This window comes from Vibrio sp. V12_P9A6T4 (assembly GCF_963874835.1).
Classification (GTDB): Bacteria; Pseudomonadota; Gammaproteobacteria; order Enterobacterales; family Vibrionaceae; genus Vibrio; species Vibrio anguillarum.
Window position 1 is genome coordinate 1 of the sequence record NZ_CAWNJO010000078.1, and the last position, 19835, is coordinate 19835.

Below are 19835 nucleotides of genomic sequence, written 5' to 3' on the forward strand. Positions count from 1 at the left end.
GCTAAACCGCACTGCCAACACATAGCGATAACAAAATGAATAGCAGCCATCAAAAGCGATTGCAACAACGGAGAATATTCTGGGTTAATAAATTGCGGCAAAAATGCGAGATAAAATACTGCCGTTTTAGGGTTCAACACATTGGAAAGAAAGCCTTCACGCAATGACCGCTTCAGCGTAAATTCACTGTGTGAAATTGCCGTAACCTGCATACCTTGGCTATTTTTCAGCAACGCTTTTAAGCTGGATAGTCCCAGCCAAATTAAATACGCCGCACCAATCATTTTAACCACATGAAACAGCTCGGCCGATTGTGCCAAAATCGCCGAAATACCGACGGCGGAAAAGGTCGCATGCACAAATAACCCCATGCAAATACCCAAACTTGTTATGCTGCCGTCAGTGAACCCAGCTCGTGATGTGTTACGAATCACCAGTGCCGTATCTAGCCCTGGAGTTAGCGTTAATATAGTAATTGCGATCAGAAAGGCTTCAACGTTTTGGATATACATACCCGTCCTTGTATAAAAGAAATGTCATCGTTTACCTTTTTATACCTGAGCTTTTTTATAAAGTCTTTAACAGTTTTCACTGGATAAGAAAATAATGAAATACTCACAGCCTTGTCGGTTTGGGTCACGCTCTTTCACCTTGATTGACTTTGATGGCCTTGGTTAGACACTTAATGGTTGCTACACTTACTTCTCTTTTACGTCACGGAAGGCTAATTCCATGGATGCATTCAATCAATTAGTTCAACACTCTAAGAAAATTTCACATTTCAATCATTTAGCGGCTATTTGTGGCTGGGATCAAGCCGCAGTAATGCCTGCTGGCGGCGCTCAAGCTCGCTCGGAAGCGATGGCGCAATTGTCCGTTCATATTCATAGTTTACATACTCAACCTCAATTGGCTGAATGGTTTGATAAAGCACAAAATGAGCCATTGAACGATGAGCAAAAAGCAACTCTGCGTGAACTCAAACGCCACTGGCAGCAGGCAAACGTACTGCCTGAAGCTTTGGTGCAAGCGAAATCTCTTGCTGGTTCAAAGTGTGAACATGCTTGGCGTACCCAACGCAAAAACAATGATTGGGTCGGTTTTGAGAAAAACTGGGCTGAGGTGGTCACACTCTCACAGCAAGAAGCGCAGATCCGCGCTGATGCTACAGGTTTAACGCCTTATGATGCGATGCTCGATCTTTACGAACCGGGTACAACCACTCAATCATTGGACGCTGTTTTCAGCGATGTTAAAACTTGGCTGCCAACGTTAATCGATCAAGTCATAGAGAAGCAACGCGCCGAAGAGATCATCATGCCAACTGGGTATTACCCTGCTGAAAAGCAAAAGGCGCTAGGCTTAGAAGTCATGAAACTGCTTCAGTTTGATTTTGAACACGGTCGCCTTGATGAAAGCGTTCACCCTTTTTGCGGCGGTGTTCCAACCGATGTTCGGATCACCACTCGTTATAATGAGTCGGAGTTTATTCAGTCTCTAATGGGCATTGTCCATGAAACGGGCCACGCACGTTACGAGCAAGGCTTGCCTAAACATCTTGCTGGTACACCAGCAGGAGAAGCGCGTTCGATGGGTATTCATGAATCTCAATCGCTCTTCTTTGAAATGCAGATGGGGCGCAGTGAACCCTTTATTGAGCACTTAGCCACCCTAGCCGCCCGCTATTTTTCAGGTAGTGAAGATAAAGTATTTGCACAAGCGAATTTCCAGAAGATCTACACTCGCGCTGAAAAAGGCTTTATTCGTGTCGATGCCGACGAGCTCACTTATCCAGCGCACGTCATTTTACGTTATGAAATTGAACGTGATTTGATCAATGGTCATATCAAACATACCGATGTGCCTGAGCTATGGGATCACAAAATGCAGGCTTACCTCGGCCTTTCTACCCAAGGAAATGACCAAAACGGCTGTATGCAAGACATCCATTGGACAGATGGAAGCTTTGGCTACTTCCCTAGTTACACGCTGGGTGCTATGTATGCGGCCCAGTTTATGGCAGCAATGAAGAAAACGGTGGATGTTGATGCCGCCATTCGCAGTGGTGATTTATCACCAATATTTACTTGGCTTGCCGATAATATTTGGCGGAAAGGTAGCTTATTAACAACCGATGAATTGGTGAAACAAGCGACTGGGGATGTGCTTAACGCTCAATATTTCCAAGACCACCTAAAGCATAGATACCTTTAGCGCCAAACTTAAAAAGCAGCTTAAATCGCTGCTTTTTTCATACTTAGTTAACGCTCAATAACACGCAGGAATTCATGATGAACTTTTCATCAATGCATCTTTACGCAAGCGCCATACTGTCAGTAACATCGCCAGTAACGCTAGTACGCTCATGCCAATATAAACCAAGCTAAAACCTTGTGATAATACCTGAGTGGAAACGCCGGCCTGCTCGGCACTGTGTTCAGCAACCATGACTTCGCTTGGCACTCTCAGATAAAAGAGCGCGGAACAGAACGCAACACCGAGTGCACCGCCGAGTTCTCGTCCAAAATTAAACAGTGACATGCCAATGCCGCGATCGCGTGCGGGTAAGACACTTTGTACAACAACGCCTAAGGCCGGTAAGGTTAAACCAATACCTATACCCGCAAAACCCAATGCAAATTTCACCCACATATCGTAGTGAACTTGCCACAATGCAGCCATAGCCAAAGCAAAACCGACGATCACTAACATCTTATAACGACCAAACTTCGCGATGAGCTTCCCACCCACATAAGCGCCAGAGGTAATACAGACCATGAAGATCACCATAATGGCACCGCTTTCTGACGGAGTGAGTCCTTTTTGCCACTGAAACTGCAGTGGTAAATAGACCAAAAGCGCAAACATCAGCATTTGCGATCCCATAATAAGAACAATCGCGGTCAGATAATTCGGAAGACGTGCTAAACGCGCCGGTAAAATAGGATCACTCACTCTGCGTTCAACAACCACCAAAGCAACTAAACACGCCAGTAATGCAAACGCGCCCCAGCCAGTAGGGATAAATGAATGTGAAGAAAGTAATAACAGCAGCAAAGTCGTCGCACTCATGAGTAACGCTGCTCCCACCCAATCAAAGCGACTATCTCTGCGTTTATTGAGATGCTTCAAATAGCGGTTAACCATGTAAAGTGCCACCAACCCTAGCGGTAAATTAATACCGAATACCCACCGCCAACTGAGGTAGTCAGCAAAATAGCCGCCAAGTAGTGGCCCTGCAATACTGGACACCGCATAAACCGCTGAAATATAACCTTGGTACTTGCCCACTTCGCGCGCAGGAATTGAATCGGCGATAACGGTAAATGCCAGAGCTATTAAGCCTCCACCGCCAATCCCTTGAATCACACGAGCACCAATTAAACTGGGTAGATCAAAAGCAAAGGTACACAGCGCGGAACCCAACATAAAGATCACGATACTGACATTTAGCATCCGAACTCGTCCGAACAAGTCGCTCAGTTTACCGTAGACGGGCAATACAGCGGTCGATGCTAATAGATAAGCAGTAATCACCCATGTTAATGCTTGTCCTGCCGAGAGATCTTGCCCAATAAGAGCCAATGGAGTGGTAACGATGCTTTTTTCAAGCGAGCCTAAAGCGATGACTAAAGCAACGCTGGCAAAAATAATTTTCGGATTAGCCGAATAAGTTGAATCGGTAGGCATGTGCCCCTCATATGAACTTGATTAGAATGCGCGACCGACACGATAACGTAATAGTGCACATCCTAAAATAGGATAGAATGGGATGGCTTATTGCATAAATGGGATTAATGATGAAACTTGATGATTTATCACTCTTTTTAACGGTAGTGAAATGTGGCAATTTTACGCTGGCAGCAAAACAAAAAGCCTTGTCCACCAGCACGTTGAGCCGCAGAATTCAGCAGTTGGAGCAAGATATTGGCAGCATTCTACTGATCAGAAACAGTAAAGAAGTGGTACTAACGAAAGAAGGCGAGCATTTGTTTGAAACCTATGCCAACCTATTTAGCCAAATAGAAGATAAACAAGCACAAGCTTTAAAAGCCAAACAAGAGTTTAGAGGCGAGATCGTCATTAACGCGCCAATCCTACCCATTCGGCATCAGCTAAGTCCATTAGCACTGGAATTTTGTCAGCAACATCCTAAAGTCAACATTCGTATTCAAGTCGGTGCAGGGCTGGATTATCATACCCAGCACGACCTTGATATAGCGCTACGTTTTGGTCCACAACCGCAATCCGATTGGGTTGCGCGCAAACTAGCTAATAACCCTTCCGTGTTGTGCACAAGTCCTGACTACTCGGCCTCTTTGCTGCTAAAACATCCAGAGCAATTACTTTCTCTGCCACTACTCACTTTAAATACCAAACAAGCGTGGATATTTGAACATCAGCAAAGCAAAGAACGTTTTCAATTTATCCCTCAGGCACGTATTAGCTCTGAGGAAATTGATACGATTTTACAAGCCACATTCATGAATATGGGTATTGCAAGGTTACCTAAAGGATTAATTGATAAGGAGTTAGAGGAGAAACGATTAGTGCCATTATTGCCTAATTGGCAGATTGAAGGAGCGGATGTTTATTTGCTGCACCCTCAGAGACGTTTTCTTCCTGAGCGAACTCAGGCATTTATTGACTACATCATCAATCACTGGTCGCGCTTTGCTTTCAGTTACTGGCGTACTTGAGAATGTACAACACCACACCATACTGCTCAAATAAAAAACCACTTCTTGCTACTAACGAGCAAGAAGTGGTTGAAAGCAGTTGAGTGACTAGATTAAAGAAAGTGGAAGGTCGCGTTGAATGAAACCGTACCAATATCGTCATCGCCCAGAGTGTAATTCATGTAACTTGCACCAACTGAAATGGGCCCCATCAGGAAGTATTCAGCGCCTACACCGTACATGATGTCAAAACCATCATCTATTTTATTGCTGTTTAATTTTTTATCCCAAGAATGCAAACCACCTTTGGCATACACATGCAGAGGGCCAAAATCAATGCTTGGCTTTACCGCAAAATAAACAGAAGAGGCCGCGATTTCATTCGTGGCACTGACTTCAAATTTGCCATGGTCGGTGTAACCCGCTTCGAGGCCAATCAGAGGAAGAATACCAGTACCGGCATGAATGTTGTACGAAGTACCGCTTTTACCATTCAAATCCGATTGGCCTACCGATGCGCCGCCATAAATCCAAGAGTCAGCAAACGCCATTGAAGATGTACTGATCAGCGCCAGTGCGATTAAAGTCTTTTTCATGATGAACCTTCTTTATTTAATTTGGCAGTGGCCTCAAAACGGCGACCGATTGCCACATAGCGTCAAATTATAGTGAACTGTTGGTTAGATGCAAATCTTATACCTAACAAGCATCAATCGCATTTTTTATACGTTTATCTGAAACTGGATAAGGAGTGCCAAGTTGCTGAGCAAATAAACTCACGCGAAGCTCTTCAATCATCCAACGGATCTCTTTAACATTTTCAGGTACTTCTGCACCGCGAGGTATCTTGTTTAGTAGCGCTTTGTAATCATTGGTTACCGCTTCAATTTTCAACATGTGCAAACGATCCTTATTTGGATCAATGGGTAACTTCTCCATCCGACGTTCAATCGCGCGCATGTAACGCAGAATATCCGGCAAACGCTTCCAGCCGCATTCGGTGGCAAAGCCTTTAAAGATCAAACCTTCGATCTGCGCTTTGATATCCGATAACGCAAAGGCCATAGTAAAATCGATTTTCCCTTTCAGCTTTTTATTAATGTTGAATGCCGTGGTAAGAATCGTCTCCACTTGTTGGGCGATATCGACCACAGTATCGCCCAATTCAGCGCGCACAAACTCTTTCAGTGCCTCAAACTGCTCCGGCTCCCACACTAAACCGCCTTGCTGCTCAATTAACTTATCAATCCCACAAGCAATACAGTCATCAATCAGGTCCAATACTTTGCCATACGGGTTAAAGTAGAGCCCCAATTTTGACTTGTTCGGTAAATTGGTGTGCAGATATTTAATCGGTGAAGGAACGTTCAGCAAAATCAGACGCCTTTGCCCTGCTTTCATTGCATTGAGTTGTTCTTGCTCGGTCTCAAAAAGCTTAATTTCAACACTCTCTTTACTATCCACTAACGCTGGATAGGCTTTAACCTCGAAACCGCCGCGCTTTTGTTGGTACACTTTCGGTAATTCACCAAAGCTCCACGTATGCAAACCTTGCTGTTCAATATCATCGTCTGCCACTTGAGAGAGTGTTTCTTGTACTTTCTCTTTCAAACTCTCTTTCAGCTGATATAAATCTTTATGCTCGTTGAGTTTGCGATTTTTATGATCCACCGCGCGAAAAGTGATTTTTAAATGATCCGGAACTTGCTCTAACTTCCAATCTTCACGCTTCACCTCGACGCCCGTCATGCGTCTTAACTCTTTTTCCATCGCATCCAATAAAGGCAATTCCATCGGTGTGACACGAGCTAAAAACGCATCTGCATAGTTAGGTGCCGGTACAAAGTTTTTGCGCAGTGTTTTAGGCAACGACTTGATGAGGCTAACAACCAATTCATGACGTAACCCGGGGATCTGCCAATCAAACCCTGTCGGCTCAATTTGATTTAGGATCGGCAATGGTAAATGCACCGTGACACCGTCACTATCCACGCCAGGTTCAAATTGATAGCTGAGCTTCAGCTTAATACCGTTTTGATGCCAAAAGTTGGGATAATCTAAATCAGTGATGTGGCTAGCATCACCTTTAAATAGCATCTCTTTTTCAAAGTTGAGTAGATCTGGGGTGGCTTTGCTGACTTTTCGCCACCACACATCAAAATGACGCCCAGAGACCACATCCGTTGCGACTCGCTGATCGTAGAACTCGAAAAGCTGTTCATCATCAATCAAAATATCGCGGCGGCGAGATTTATGCTCAAGCTCCTCGACTTCAAGTAATAAGCGACGATTTTGCTTGAAAAATGCGTGTTTGGTTTCCCAATCACCTTCAACTAATGCACTGCGAATGAAAATCTCACGACACAATGGCTCGTCAATGGTGCTGTAGTTAATCAAACGTTTAGGCACAATAGGAATGCCATATAACATCACTTTTTCATAGGCCATGACGGCGGCTTGTTTTTTTGACCAATGCGGTTCGCTGTAGCTACGCTTGATCAAATGCTGTGCCAGCGGTTCCACCCATTCAGGCTGGATTTTAGCTGCAATACGCCCCCACAGTTTAGAGGTTTCCACCAATTCGGCGACCATCACCCACTTGGGCTGCTTTTTAAACAGACCAGAAGCGGGAAAGATATTAAAGCGGGCGTTACGAGCCCCTTGGTATTCATTTTTCTCTTGGTCTTTGATACCGATGTGCGACAGTAAACCAACCAAAATTGCACTGTGGATACTTTGGTAATTGCCCGGTTCGTCGTTCAATTTGTAATCCATTTCACGCATCGATTGGTGAATTTGGAAGTAGACATCCTGCCATTCGCGTACCCGCAAATAATTGAGGTAATCTTGTTTGCACTGCTTACGAAATTGGCTGCTGCTTAACGCTTTTTGCTCAGTTTGAATGTGGTTCCACAAATTCACTAGGCTCAGGAAATCGGACTCTTCATCAAAAAATCGGCGATGTTTCTCATCTGAGGCTTGTTGCTTATCTGATGGGCGTTCACGTGGGTCTTGAATCGAAAGTGCAGCGGCAATCACCATCAGCTCTTTTACGCAGCCAAGCTTTGGCGCTTCGAGCACCATACGCGCCAAACGGGGATCAATCGGCAAGCGTGCTAATTTGCGCCCCATATCCGTCAACTGCTTTTTGCTGTCGTGACCATTTTTATTGGTATCAGGAACAATCGCACCAAGCTCTTCAAGCAAACGCACACCATCTTGAATGTTGCGTTTATCCGGCGCTTCCACAAACGGGAATGCTTCAATATCACCCAGCCCAAGTGCGGTCATTTGTAAAATAACCGAGGCTAAGTTGGTACGCAGTATTTCCGGATCGGTAAATTCTGGGCGTGAAAGAAAATCCTCTTCGGAATAGAGGCGTATGCAGATCCCTTCTTCAACACGGCCACAACGTCCTTTACGCTGATTTGCACTCGCTTGAGAAATTGGTTCAATCGGCAAACGTTGGACTTTGGTGCGGTAGCTATAACGGCTGATACGCGCCGTACCTGGGTCAATGACATATTTGATACCCGGAACGGTAAGGGATGTTTCTGCCACGTTGGTGGCTAAAACAATGCGCCGCCCTATATGGGGCTGAAAGATTTTATTCTGCTCTCCGGCGGATAATCGTGCATAAAGCGGCACAATTTCAGTATCACGTAAGTTACGTTTACTGAGCGCATCGGCCGTATCACGAATTTCTCGTTCACCATTCATGAAGATCAGAATATCGCCAAGCCCTTCAGCACAGAGTTCATCGACGGCTTCAAAAATACCTTCAAGTTGATCGCGGTCTGCTTCCTCTTCACCAAGCAGTGGTCGATAACGCGTATCGACCGGATAAGTACGACCCGACACTTCAATGATAGGCGCGCCACTAAAATGGTTAGAGAAGCGTTCAGGATCGATGGTGGCCGAAGTAATGATGACTTTGAGATCCGGACGACGCGGCAGCAGTTCTTTCAAATAACCTAAGATAAAATCGATATTTAAGCTGCGCTCATGCGCTTCATCGATAATGATGGTGTCGTACTGATTGAGAAAACGATCATGCTGGATTTCGGCCAACAATATCCCGTCAGTCATCAATTTGATCTGAGTCTGCTCGGAAATTTGATCGTTAAAACGAACTTTATAGCCAACAAAGCCACCCAGTTCTGTTTCCATCTCTTGCGCTATTCGGCTCGCGACCGAACGCGCAGCAAGGCGACGTGGTTGCGTATGGCCAATCAGGCCATATTTACCGCGCCCAAGTTCTGCGCAAATTTTGGGTAACTGAGTCGTTTTGCCTGACCCTGTTTCACCCGCCACAATTACCACTTGGTTTTCAGCAATCGCTTTGGCGATATCATCGCGTTTTTGGCTTACGGGCAATAAATCAGGGTAGTCGATGGTAACGCGGTTGTTGAGACGCTGATGCGCCACCATCATTGACTGAGCAATATCGAGCGCAATTTGATCAAAAACGGCATGTTTGGCTTGCTCATTTTTTATTTTGCTCGCACCAGAGATGCGTTTACTCAGACGAAAACGATCACGCATCATGCATTCTTTCAATGCATTGCGCAGAGATGCCGCACTGTTGCTGCTAGCGTTCATTGACTTGTGTTGATTGGGCTGTGACGAGGTCAAAGCATTTCCTATTCATTTCATTACATAAAACTGAGCGGATTGTAGCATAATCAACGCTCCTGCAATCAGTTATCCTTTCACAAACGGCGAGCATTTATTCGCTTCCTCCTCGATTCCGGTATGTTTTGCCATCGTTTGTATGATTAAGCGATTTAAAATTGGGTAATCGGATCAGGATTTCTTATGTTTATAAGAAAATCGCCGCTACAATAGCGACATGATTACTGAAATGATAAAACTGTGAAAGCATCTGAACTGAAACACATACTCGATTCACTACCCGATAACACCGATCCAGAATTGGTGATGGGTGAGGCTTGGTTGCCTGAACGTCTTATTGACACACAATTGGACGGCCATTTTCTGTTTCTGGAGTTTGATAATGCGCCCGAGGAAGGTGAAGGAGAGAAAGAAGGTCGCGGTTTTGTTGAACATGAGATTGCCATGATACGGCGACGCTTTGAAGAAATTTTGCTAGAAAAAGCGGACAATAAATCCAAAGCCGATGCCATGTTAGCGCTTTTCCTGATGGGGCATGAATACTCAAGTTCAGAAGTCATTGAAATACTAGAAGACCCTAGCGTTCCTCAAGATCCGAATGATTTTTATCACGAGAACGATGAAGATGAAGATGAATCTCATGATATTTAGAATCTCACTTTATTCTGACTTGTGTTTTGCTCAATACGCCACTATTTAAACAATAATGACTCGAAATTTTCAGTAGGTTTTTTTATGTTTAATGCCATTACATCGCTATTCAAGCAACTCTTGGACGGAGAAGATTTAGGCCAGCGTTCCAACACTAACCCCAACCTAGCGATTGCTTGTTTGCTCAGAGAAGTGGCAGGAGCCGATCATCAAATTGACACACGAGAAAATGACGCTAAGTTTCAATTAGTTAAACGACTATTAGCGTTAGATGATACAGAAACCACGGAACTGCTCATTCGGGCAGAACAAAGCGTCAAACAGTCAGCTTCATTGTATGATTTCACTTCACAATTACGCGAGCTCTCGCAAGATACGCGATATGAACTTATCAAGGCGATGTGGCAAGTGGCGCACGCGGACGGTGAGATAGACCCACTCGAAGAGGCGGTGATCCGCAAAGCGGCAGAATTATTGTATGTCGACCACAGTGAATTTATCCGCGCTAAACTTTCCGCTCAAAAATAGAGCGGATTACAACATCGTTAACGCCAATTTCGCAAGGTTGTAAGCATCAACATAAGCGGAGTGCTGTCGCCCTTCCCACTCAATACCTTGCGCTTCTTGTGCGGCGCGGTGACCAATACGTTTTTCTTTCATTCTCTGCTGAATACGGTAGAGCGTTGCTAGGTTGATGAACTCGCTAAAAGGCATAACGATCCCCTTCTGCTCACACTCTTTAGCTAAAATTTGGTCATCACGCCCCCACGAAACATAAATCTTATTTGGGCCGCCAAAGTTCTTAACCATTGATTGAATGACACCTGCGAGTGGTCGCCCCTGTTTTTCAATTTTACGCGGAGTTATCCCGGTTAACTCACTACAAAACAGCGAAATTTCGTCTTGCTCTGGCCTGACATAATATTGAGCACGCTTCACAATCGTGCCCAACTGTACATCAATTTCAGCTAAACCCACTTCAATGATTTCACCCGTTGTCCCAACCCCATTTTCATTCCAGCAGCACATTTCTAAATCGAAGCAGACAACTCGGTTATAGTTCATTGTTCAGGCGTATCCTTTAAATATAAGTGGTCAAAGAACGCTATCTTACTCGACTCCTCTCAAAAACTCGACTCTCGCCCTTTCGTTCGGACAGTTATTGGGCGATTGAAACTCGGTTGCGACCATTTTCTTTGCTTTCGTATAACTTGCTGTCTGCCAAATGTAATAAAGACTCTTGATCATAAGTATGATTGATCGCCGCCCCAATACTGAGCGTGCAATACAGCACCTCATCCATGAACTCATATCCGGTTGATTCAACGGCCGCTCGTAACGTTTCTAGATAACACTGCAAAGGTTGAAGTTCTGACAATTCACAAATAATGCAAAATTCGTCCCCACCTAACCGAGCTAAAACATCATTATTTCCCATATGACGTGAAATAACCGTTGCGATATGTATTAGCATCTCATCGCCTGCAATGTGGCTATGGTTGTCATTAATCAGTTTAAAATCATCGACATCAAACATTACCAACGAAAAAGCTTTTTTCTGTAAGACGTTCTCTTGCAGTAAACGTCCGAATGCACGTCGGTTATACAACCCAGTCAAACTATCGTGGTCCGCTAAAAAGCGCAGTTCTTCAGTACGTTCTTCTAGCATCTCGCTAAGATGAAGTTTTTCTCTCATCAACAAATAGACAACATAACCTAACAAGATCGAAATAATTAAACCACCGACGCTGAGCGCCACTAAAATCCACTGTATGTTGCTCGCTATTGGTTCTGAGAACTTAAAATCAATTTTCCAATCACGGTTAGGCAGAGATAAGCGTTTCTCTATTTCTATGCCTTTGATTGAATCCCAATCTGGGCTTTGGAATAGAATCGGATCATCTTCGGCATCAAATCCGAGATCGGTTACTTTCATATACAATCGATGATCGGATGCCGTGCGGCTCACCAATCCATCAAAATAAGTAGAGAGTCGAATAACACCCACTACCACACCAATCATTTCCTGTTTGTTGTAGTTAAAAACGGGATGATATACCAATAGTCCATCCTTTTTGTGGTGTGCTTCTATGCCATCTTGCAATAGGCGGACCTTATCGGATATAGCAGGTAGCCCCGTACTCTCAATATGTGCAGCAATTCTTTGAAAGCGAGGGCGTAGCGAATAGAAACCGAGCAATTCAAGGTTACTTTTGGTTTGAGGATAAATATCACTCAGAACATAAACGGGTTGTTCATTCTCTTCAGAAAATCCAATCACCTTTTGAGCCGCTTTAGGTACTGTAAATAACTCAAATTGAGGCAAACGATCCCTCATTAATGTTACAAATTCGTCAGCATCATCTTTTGTTACTTTCGCTAACCATTGCAAACCGATAAGGCTGTAGGATGTTGACATAACCCCATGGGCAAAAACGTCAAATCCTTGCACACTCCCCCCCTCGGTAGCATGCAAAAAATTGGCAGCCGAACCAATAAAACTGACATCATTTCCAACCAACGTGTCTAATATGCTTGCTTGATGCTCGGCGTGGCTATCAAACAACATGACAATATGATTCTTTTGATTAATGTAGAGTAATGAGATGACTGACGCTGTCATCATTAAGGTAATAATTGAAATACATAAAGGGTAGATCACCTTTTTGTCGCTCTCTAACATAACAGCCTCTCCGTGGCTCAGGACTCAGGACTCAGGACTCAGGACTCAGGACTCAGGACTCAAATTACTCTTATAAAAGTAGGTAAATCAATAGCCAGTCACCAATTTATTAACCAATTAATCTTAAAGTTGAACCAGAATAGAGAATTAATGATTGATACTGCTCAAAACGCAAGCAATCACTTTAGCTTAAACGTGATGATGCGGACTTTCTATCCTGTATTCGCCTTGAATATGGTAAGCTGCGCCCCTATTTTTAAGTCTATTCACCGTAGGCTCACGAGAATTCCCACGCCTACTTCATTGTGTAAAGAGAATTGTGATGAACTTCGATTTAAATATGATCCCTACCACCTTTGATATGCTGCATGCTGGGCTCAGTGCATCAAGCCTTTTGCTACTTCTCATTGTGGTATCACGCAAATCAAAAGTCGTTGAGAAAGTTGTTGAAAAACCTGTCGAGAAAATTGTCGAAGTCGAAAAGCCGGTTGAAACGATTGTTGAAGTCGAAAAAATCGTAGAAGTAGAAAAAGTGATTGAGCGCGTAGTTGAAGTCGAATCTAAATTAGCGACAGCGCCAACCGATTCCGCCCTACAACTTTTGTCGTTAATGCAGCAAGAAGCTCGTCTGATTGACTTCTTAAATGAAGATGTCACCGCCTTTTCAGATGAGGAAGTTGGAGCCGCGGCGCGCGTGATCCACGCCGGTGGTAAAAAAGTTCTACAAGATTACATTCAGCTCACGCCCATTCGCGGCGAAGATGAAGAGAGTCGAATTACCATTGAAGCCGATTTCAACCCGCAAGAAGTTCGCTTAACGGGTAATGTGACGGGTTCAGCACCCTTTAATGGCACCTTAGTCCATAAAGGCTGGAAAGCAACAGCTATCACTTTGCCTAAATTGGCTGAACAGTATGATGCTTCAATCATCGCCCCTGCCGAGGTTGAATTGTAATGGAACAGACAGCGCCAAAATTTAGTATTGGTATTGACTTAGGCACAACACATTGCGTGCTCTCTTATGTTGATACACAGGATGAAAACGCTCGCGTTTCAGTAATGAGCATCCCTCAACTTACCGCGCCCGGTACGGTTGAAAGCCGTCATCAATTAGGCTCGTTTTTATACCAGCCTCATGAACATGAGATGAGCCCTGCCGCACGCGTTTTGCCTTGGTCGGCCGAGCCAAAAGCTTTAGTCGGTGCCATTGCGCGCAACCTTGGTAGTAAGACACCGATTCGTTTAGTCGCCAGTGCCAAATCATGGCTATGTCATGGTGGCATCAATCGACGTGATGCATTTTTACCCGTGGGTAGCAGCGATGAAGTGGAAAAGATCTCGCCATTAAAAGCCACTGAGTGCTATCTAGAGCATTTAAAAAGCGCTTGGGATCACGCTCACCCTGACTTCCCCTTAGCGACACAAGATGTCACGTTAACAGTACCCGCTTCATTTGATCCAGCCGCCCGAGATTTAACCGCTGAAGCAGCACGCAACGTTGGTTTTGAGCAATTAACGCTGCTTGAAGAGCCACAAGCGGCTTTATACAGTTGGATAGATAATAGCCACGATGCGTGGCGCGATGAAGTCAAAGTGGGTGATATTGTTCTCGTGGTTGATATTGGTGGGGGAACCACTGATTTATCCTTAGTGGAAGTGACTGAAGACGCTGGTAACTTAACGCTCAATCGGATTGCGGTTGGTGAGCACATCTTACTTGGCGGCGACAACATGGACCTTGCCCTTGCTTACCGTTTAAAAATGAAATTGGCGCAAGAAGGTAAAGAATTAGCCCCTTGGCAAGTACAAGCGATGACGCACGCTTGCCGAGATGCCAAAGAGGCGCTTCTTAATGACAGTGCCCTACATTCCGTACCGATTGTGGTACCAAGTCGCGGTTCAAAACTGCTCGGTACAACGCTTAAAACCGAATTGACTCAACAAGAAGTGCAACAAACCTTGGTCGATGGTTTTTTCCCACAAGTGAATATCACTGATCATCCCGTACAAAAAGCACGTGGCGCATTAACGCAAATGGGCCTTCCCTACGCGCAAGACGCTGGAATTACCCGCCATATCGCCGCGTTCTTGGCAAAACAAGCCCATGCAATGGGTGGCGACATATCCGCTCTAGAAACATCCGCTCTGAATGATAACCCATTTGCTGGCATGCCCGGTATGGGCGAAGCTCCGGAGATGGATTTTATCAAACCGACCGCCATCTTACTAAACGGTGGCGTGTTAAAATCCGATTTATTAGCAAACCGTCTTCTCAGCACTATTAATGCTTGGTTGAGCACTGTGGGAGCACCACAGATTAAGCGCTTAACAGGCTTAGACCTTGATTTAGCCGTCGCATGTGGCGCAGCGTATTACGGCGCAGTTCGTCGTGGACAAGGTGTGCGTATTCGCGGTGGCATTGCCTCGAGTTATTACGTCGGTATTGAAAGTGCTATGCCTGCCATTCCGGGGATCACACCGCCGATGGAAGCCTTGTGCGTCGCCCCATTTGGCATGGAAGAAGGAAGCAGTGTCCGCGTACCAAGCCAAGAGTTTGGATTGGTCATTGGTGAGCCTGTACATTTTCAATTCTTTGGTTCAACAATACGCCGCGATGACGAAGCTGGCATGCACTTAGATTATTGGGCTCCAGAAGAACTTGTAGAGCTGCCCGAGATCCACGTCACCTTGCCTGTTTCTGAAGGACGTCGACAAGGCGAAGTCGTTCCGGTTCACTTAGCCTCAACGATCACAGAGCTCGGGACGCTTCACTTAGAAGCCATTGCGACCGACAACGGCCAAACATGGCACGTTGAGTTCGATGTGCGTGAAGATCCTCAAGTCACTCAATAATCCCCACACGGCATCTTCGGATGCCGTTTTTGACATTCAGGAGCCTCTATGTCTTCTCCTCGCTTTCTCGTCGGTATCGATTTAGGCACCACCAATACTGTGGTGGCATTTTGTGAAATCACCGAATCGTTAGAAGACTCACCCGTGCATCTTTTTGAGGTCGACCAATTAATTGGCCCCGGTGAAGTGGTTCGAAAACCACTCCTTCCATCATTTCGTTATCACCCGGCCGACGGGCAGATCGCACCTGATGCCCTATCGCTCCCTTGGCAAATTGAACCGGTTATAGGCGATAGCAAAGAGATAATTATTGGCCAATGGGCAAAAGATCTAGGTGCAAAAGTAGAAGGGCGACAAGTATCCAGCGCGAAAAGTTGGCTCTCCCACCAAGGGGTTGATCGCAAGCAAGCCATCTTGCCGTGGGCTGGTGCTCACGATGTAGCGAAAGTATCCCCTGTCATTGCCAGCGCCAGTTATCTCAATCACATCCGGCAAGCATGGAACCACCGTCATCCAAGTCATCGACTTGAAGATCAAAATGTCATTATCACCGTGCCGGCATCATTTGATGAAACGGCTCGTAAGCTCACCATCGAAGCTGCAACGCTGGCGGGATTAAGCTCAATTGTACTACTTGAAGAGCCACAAGCCGTTTGCTATGACTGGTACGCACGTCACCGCCATTGTGCCTCACAGCAACTACAGTCACTCCCTTTGATCTTGGTTTGTGATGTGGGCGGAGGTACGACAGACCTCAGTTTAATTGAAGCGAAACACAGCGCAGACAACCAACTCTCCCTTGACCGAATTGGCGTGGGTGATCACTTAATGCTCGGAGGTGACAACCTTGATTTAGCATTAGCTCATCTAGCGGAACAGCGCTTTGACAGTTCGAAAAAATTAACCGCCGCCAGTTTGAGCAAACTAATTCAGCAAACTCGCCAAGTAAAAGAGCAGCTCTTATCAAACCAAGCCCCAGAGCAGCTAAAAATTACGCTCCTTGGCAGTGGTTCAAAGCTATTAGGCGCAGCAAAAAGCATTTCCCTGACGAAACAAGAGGTGCATGACATTGCACTGGAAGGCTTTTTCCCACTTTGCTCGGTACAAGAACGTCCAACTAAACGCCGCAGTGCTGTGGTGGAATTCGGTTTGCCCTACGCAGCCGACCCTGCCGTGAGTAAACACATTGCTGAATTTTTAGCTGAACACCAAGCCGTTTCTCGTCTTGCGCTCAAGCAAGAGTCAAACGCAACGGCCATTCCCGTTGGGTTGCTGCTCAATGGCGGCGTATTTAATAGTGAGCTTATCACAAAGCGCATCACTCAATTATTGACCGATTGGCGAGGTTCGCCGATCACCCTGCTAGATAATCCTCACCCTGATTGGGCAGTCGCACTCGGCGCTGTTGCCTATGGTAAAGCTCGCCAAGGTGCACAGCTTAAAATCGGCGGCGGATCGGCACGCTCTTATTTTTTACACCTGCCTGAAAAAAACAGTGCCGGACATGCTTTGTGTATCTTGGCTAAAGGCACCGAAGAAGGACAAGAGATACGCTTAACCAGCCGCCGATTTTCACTGACGTTAGGTGAACCCGTACGCTTCAACATCCTGACCTCAACCCACGATATGTTTGCTGATCGTCGCGTTCAAAATGGGCTGTTATCGACCGTTGAACATGAACTTTTTACGCCACTGCCTCCCTATATAACAGCGTTAAAAGGAAATGATGATGCTCTATTGCATGCTAACCAAAAGCAACGAGTGGAAGTTCAACTGGCTTGTCAATTAACGGAAGTCGGCACGCTCAAGATTGAATGTGTCAGTGTTGAGGACGAAAAAAACCGATGGCAACTTGAGTTTGAAGTTCGCAAGCACAGTGAGTCAGACAGTGAAATCCAACGTCATCCTCGCTTGTCAGAGGCGATTTCGCTCATCACACACCTTTATAGTGGCAATAAAAAAGCCTCTGATAACCAAGCCATAAAAACGCTTGGCAAAGATTTAGATAAGCTTTTAGGGCCACGTGATGAATGGGATTTCACCACGCTAAGACCGCTCTTTGATGCATTTTCTCAAGGCCGTAAACGTCGACGTCGCTCAGAGCAACACGAGAAAAACTGGTTGCGTCTGGCTGGATTTGCCCTGCGACCAGGATTTGGCGACCCAACCGATCCTTGGCGTATGGAACAGATGTGGAATCTGTATCAACAAGGTATTCAATTCCAAAATCATCAAGGTTGGAGCGATTGGTGGGTATTTTGGCGGCGTGTTGCTGGCGGACTGAGGCAGGAGCAACAAGAAACGATTCTAGCGGATATCGCTAAATATCTTCACCCGAGCGCAATCAAAAATCCAAAATCAGCTCAAGAAGCACACGACAAAGGGTACGAAGCAATGGTGCGGCTTGCCGCTTCGCTGGAACATCTAGAAGTGGAAGATAAAGTATTACTTGCCACGTGGTTTTTGAATAAAGCGATTAATCAAACTCAATGTGAACAAGCACACTGGTGGGCCGTTGGGCGGTTAGCCTCTCGGACGCTGCTGTATGGTAGTCAACATTCAGTGATCCCAAGAGCGCAAGTGGAACAATGGTTACCGAAGTTGCTTGATCAAAACTGGCACAAAGAACCGATGATTGCCTTTGCCGCGGTAATGGTGTGTCGCAAGACAGGAGATCGTCTTTTTGATATTAGCGATGATGTTCGTCAGCTCGTTTTAGCCAAGTTAAAGCAGAGTAAAGTTCCAGAAACTTGGTTTACTTTGGTTAATGAAGTGCATGACCTGTCTGACACAGAATCCAAACGTGTCTTCGGTGATACTCTTCCAAGTGGGTTGATACTGCTTAAAAAATGAATCGACCTAATTTGACCACTCTCGTTGCTATGATGACGAGAGCGGTCAAAGATAACACTGAATGTAGATTACAATTTCCTAAAAATCGCTTCACAATCCGTTTGCTGCATGTATTTTGGCGCAGGATAATTCCAAAACGCTTCACGAAAAGCTTGTTTGGCCAATTCTGGAATATGCTCTGGCATGAGCCCCTGTAACTGTGTAGGTATATGCAGTGTGTGATTGAGCTCTTTCACATACCCAATGAAGGCGTCCGCTTTCATTGAATCGGTCAAATGTGGATCGGTTATTTTGAGTACGTCAGCCAGTTTAGCCAGCTTATCTTTCGCCGCCTCTTTGGAGTATTCCAATACATGTGGCAACACAACCGCATTCGCTAAGCCATGCGGGAAATGGTATTTCGCCCCAACAGCATGGGCGATGGCATGTGTATACCCTAAACTGGCTTTGGTAAAAGCAAGTCCAGCGTAATAAGAGGCCAGTGCCATGTTTTGTCTCGCCGTCAAATTTTGGCCAAAGAACGCCGCTTTTTCCAAGTTATCGTGGATCAGTTTAACCGCAGCGATAGCATAGCGATCAGTCTCTGGCGTAGCATTACGCGATATAAAGGCTTCCACTGCATGCGTGAGTGCATCCAACCCCGTTTGCGCAGTAATATGAGTAGGCAAGGCCATCATCAGCATCGGATCTAACGCTGCAATAAGTGGCACAAGTTTCGGGTCAGTAATCGGTGTTTTTTGCTGAGTTTGAGGGTCAGAAACCACCGCAATGACGGTCACTTCAGAGCCCGTACCTGCCGTGGTTGGGATCACAAACAGCGGCGCAGGTGTTTTCCATACTTTTAACAACCCCACTAAACGTTTGATCGACTTGCGGTTAGTAGCACAAGCGGCGATCACTTTTGCACAATCGATTGAAGAGCCGCCACCAATAGCGACAACGCCTTGGCACTTCTCCAATCGATACTGATGGAGGCCGGCTTCAACTTGATCATAAGTAGGATCAGGCAATACATGGTTAAACACCACACAACTGACACCAACGCGCTCAAACTCAAAGGTTAGTTTTTTTACATAACCAAGCTTTTCAATGCCTTGGTCCGTTACGACAAGCACACGTTCAATACCCATCAAAGAAACCGAATAACAGAGTTGCTTGAGCGATTCTTTACCAATAAACAAGGTTGGCTTGGAGATGGGCAGAATCGCTGCGGCCAATTTGAGCACTTTCATGTATAGCTTATGCTGCCACTGCTGGTACTTGATCTCCATGATTGGTCTCGAGTTGTGAAGTTCTATTAACTAGACTAGGCAATACAACGAGTTATCTCTACCTAGAAAGTCAAATTTTGCAAGATAAGGCAAATAATCGCTGATCATTATTAGATTTAACGCCAACTTAAGCTCGCATTTTAATGCAAACCTTGTAAAATCCACCTCGCTCACTTTTTATACTTATAATTGAAATCATTAGCTGAGTAC

The 19835-nt window shown here is 45.3% G+C and carries 14 protein-coding genes; 7 read left to right on the plus strand and 7 right to left on the minus strand.

Annotation, left to right across the window (positions count from 1 at the left end; translation table 11 throughout):
• Positions 1-512 (minus strand): LysE family translocator (locus tag AACQ42_RS12840; RefSeq protein ID WP_094165541.1); only part of this gene is annotated, 512 nt, incomplete at its 3' end.
• A 220-nt stretch (positions 513-732) separates the two neighbouring features.
• Here AACQ42_RS12840 and AACQ42_RS12845 point away from each other — a divergent pair.
• Positions 733-2214: a carboxypeptidase M32 gene (locus AACQ42_RS12845; protein ID WP_094165542.1), complete on the plus strand. Its 1482-nt coding sequence runs from the start codon at positions 733-735 to the stop codon at positions 2212-2214.
• Between the two features lie 72 nt (positions 2215-2286).
• Here AACQ42_RS12845 and AACQ42_RS12850 read toward each other — a convergent pair whose 3' ends face one another.
• Positions 2287-3690, minus strand: a complete 1404-nt coding sequence (locus AACQ42_RS12850; RefSeq protein ID WP_088732468.1) for an MDR family MFS transporter — start codon at positions 3688-3690, stop codon at positions 2287-2289.
• 98 nt (positions 3691-3788) lie between these two features.
• On the opposite strand from AACQ42_RS12850, the gene AACQ42_RS12855 reads away from it, so the two are divergent.
• Positions 3789-4700, plus strand: coding sequence for a LysR family transcriptional regulator (locus AACQ42_RS12855; protein WP_013856811.1), 912 nt, complete (start codon positions 3789-3791; stop codon positions 4698-4700).
• Between the two features lie 92 nt (positions 4701-4792).
• Here the strand turns inward: AACQ42_RS12855 and AACQ42_RS12860 are convergent, their stop codons facing one another.
• Positions 4793-5275, minus strand: coding sequence for a porin family protein (locus AACQ42_RS12860; RefSeq protein ID WP_013856810.1), 483 nt, complete (start codon positions 5273-5275; stop codon positions 4793-4795).
• A gap of 103 nt (positions 5276-5378) precedes the next feature.
• Complete coding sequence (gene hrpA, locus AACQ42_RS12865; RefSeq protein ID WP_094165543.1) at positions 5379-9314, minus strand: ATP-dependent RNA helicase HrpA; 3936 nt, start codon at positions 9312-9314, stop codon at positions 5379-5381.
• Positions 9315-9554: 240 nt separating this feature from the next.
• On the opposite strand from hrpA, the gene AACQ42_RS12870 reads away from it, so the two are divergent.
• The gene (locus tag AACQ42_RS12870; RefSeq protein WP_094165544.1) at positions 9555-9965 is read left to right on the plus strand and encodes a hypothetical protein; all 411 of its coding nucleotides are present in this window, start codon (positions 9555-9557) and stop codon (positions 9963-9965) included.
• A gap of 84 nt (positions 9966-10049) precedes the next feature.
• A complete protein-coding gene (locus tag AACQ42_RS12875; RefSeq protein WP_026027231.1) occupies positions 10050-10493 on the plus strand; it encodes a tellurite resistance TerB family protein in 444 nt (147 codons plus the stop codon).
• A 6-nt stretch (positions 10494-10499) separates the two neighbouring features.
• On the opposite strand, the gene AACQ42_RS12880 is transcribed toward AACQ42_RS12875, so the two are convergent.
• Positions 10500-11030: a 3'-5' exonuclease gene (locus AACQ42_RS12880; protein WP_013856806.1), complete on the minus strand. Its 531-nt coding sequence runs from the start codon at positions 11028-11030 to the stop codon at positions 10500-10502.
• Between the two features lie 94 nt (positions 11031-11124).
• Positions 11125-12648, minus strand: coding sequence for a sensor domain-containing diguanylate cyclase (locus AACQ42_RS12885; protein ID WP_094165545.1), 1524 nt, complete (start codon positions 12646-12648; stop codon positions 11125-11127).
• 322 nt (positions 12649-12970) lie between these two features.
• Between AACQ42_RS12885 and AACQ42_RS12890 the strand changes: the two genes are divergently transcribed.
• Genes AACQ42_RS12890 through AACQ42_RS12900 form a run of 3 tightly spaced genes read left to right on the plus strand, consistent with a single transcriptional unit; the run spans position 12971 to position 18354 of the window.
• The gene (locus AACQ42_RS12890; protein WP_088732478.1) at positions 12971-13603 is read left to right on the plus strand and encodes a DUF2760 domain-containing protein; all 633 of its coding nucleotides are present in this window, start codon (positions 12971-12973) and stop codon (positions 13601-13603) included.
• Positions 13603-15501, plus strand: a complete 1899-nt coding sequence (locus tag AACQ42_RS12895; RefSeq protein ID WP_094165546.1) for an Hsp70 family protein — start codon at positions 13603-13605, stop codon at positions 15499-15501. The genes AACQ42_RS12890 and AACQ42_RS12895 overlap by 1 nt, the downstream gene beginning before the upstream one ends.
• Before the next feature lie 48 nt (positions 15502-15549).
• Positions 15550-18354, plus strand: a complete 2805-nt coding sequence (locus AACQ42_RS12900; protein ID WP_094165547.1) for an Hsp70 family protein — start codon at positions 15550-15552, stop codon at positions 18352-18354.
• Positions 18355-18422: 68 nt separating this feature from the next.
• On the opposite strand, the gene AACQ42_RS12905 is transcribed toward AACQ42_RS12900, so the two are convergent.
• On the minus strand, positions 18423-19625 hold the full coding sequence (locus AACQ42_RS12905) for an iron-containing alcohol dehydrogenase (protein WP_013856800.1): 1203 nt from the start codon (positions 19623-19625) through the stop codon (positions 18423-18425).
• Between the last annotated feature and the right edge of the window lie 210 nt (positions 19626-19835).

Coding starts and splice junctions, on each gene's coding strand:
- AACQ42_RS12845 (WP_094165542.1), top strand. CDS start 733: ATGGATGCATTCAATCAATTAGTTCAACACTCTAAGAAAATTTCACAT.
- AACQ42_RS12850 (WP_088732468.1), bottom strand. CDS start 3,690: ATGCCTACCGATTCAACTTATTCGGCTAATCCGAAAATTATTTTTGCC.
- AACQ42_RS12855 (WP_013856811.1), top strand. CDS start 3,789: ATGGGATTAATGATGAAACTTGATGATTTATCACTCTTTTTAACGGTA.
- AACQ42_RS12860 (WP_013856810.1), bottom strand. CDS start 5,275: ATGAAAAAGACTTTAATCGCACTGGCGCTGATCAGTACATCTTCAATG.
- AACQ42_RS12875 (WP_026027231.1), top strand. CDS start 10,050: ATGTTTAATGCCATTACATCGCTATTCAAGCAACTCTTGGACGGAGAA.
- AACQ42_RS12880 (WP_013856806.1), bottom strand. CDS start 11,030: ATGAACTATAACCGAGTTGTCTGCTTCGATTTAGAAATGTGCTGCTGG.
- AACQ42_RS12885 (WP_094165545.1), bottom strand. CDS start 12,648: ATGTTAGAGAGCGACAAAAAGGTGATCTACCCTTTATGTATTTCAATT.
- AACQ42_RS12890 (WP_088732478.1), top strand. CDS start 12,971: ATGAACTTCGATTTAAATATGATCCCTACCACCTTTGATATGCTGCAT.
- AACQ42_RS12895 (WP_094165546.1), top strand. CDS start 13,603: ATGGAACAGACAGCGCCAAAATTTAGTATTGGTATTGACTTAGGCACA.
- AACQ42_RS12900 (WP_094165547.1), top strand. CDS start 15,550: ATGTCTTCTCCTCGCTTTCTCGTCGGTATCGATTTAGGCACCACCAAT.
- AACQ42_RS12905 (WP_013856800.1), bottom strand. CDS start 19,625: ATGGAGATCAAGTACCAGCAGTGGCAGCATAAGCTATACATGAAAGTG.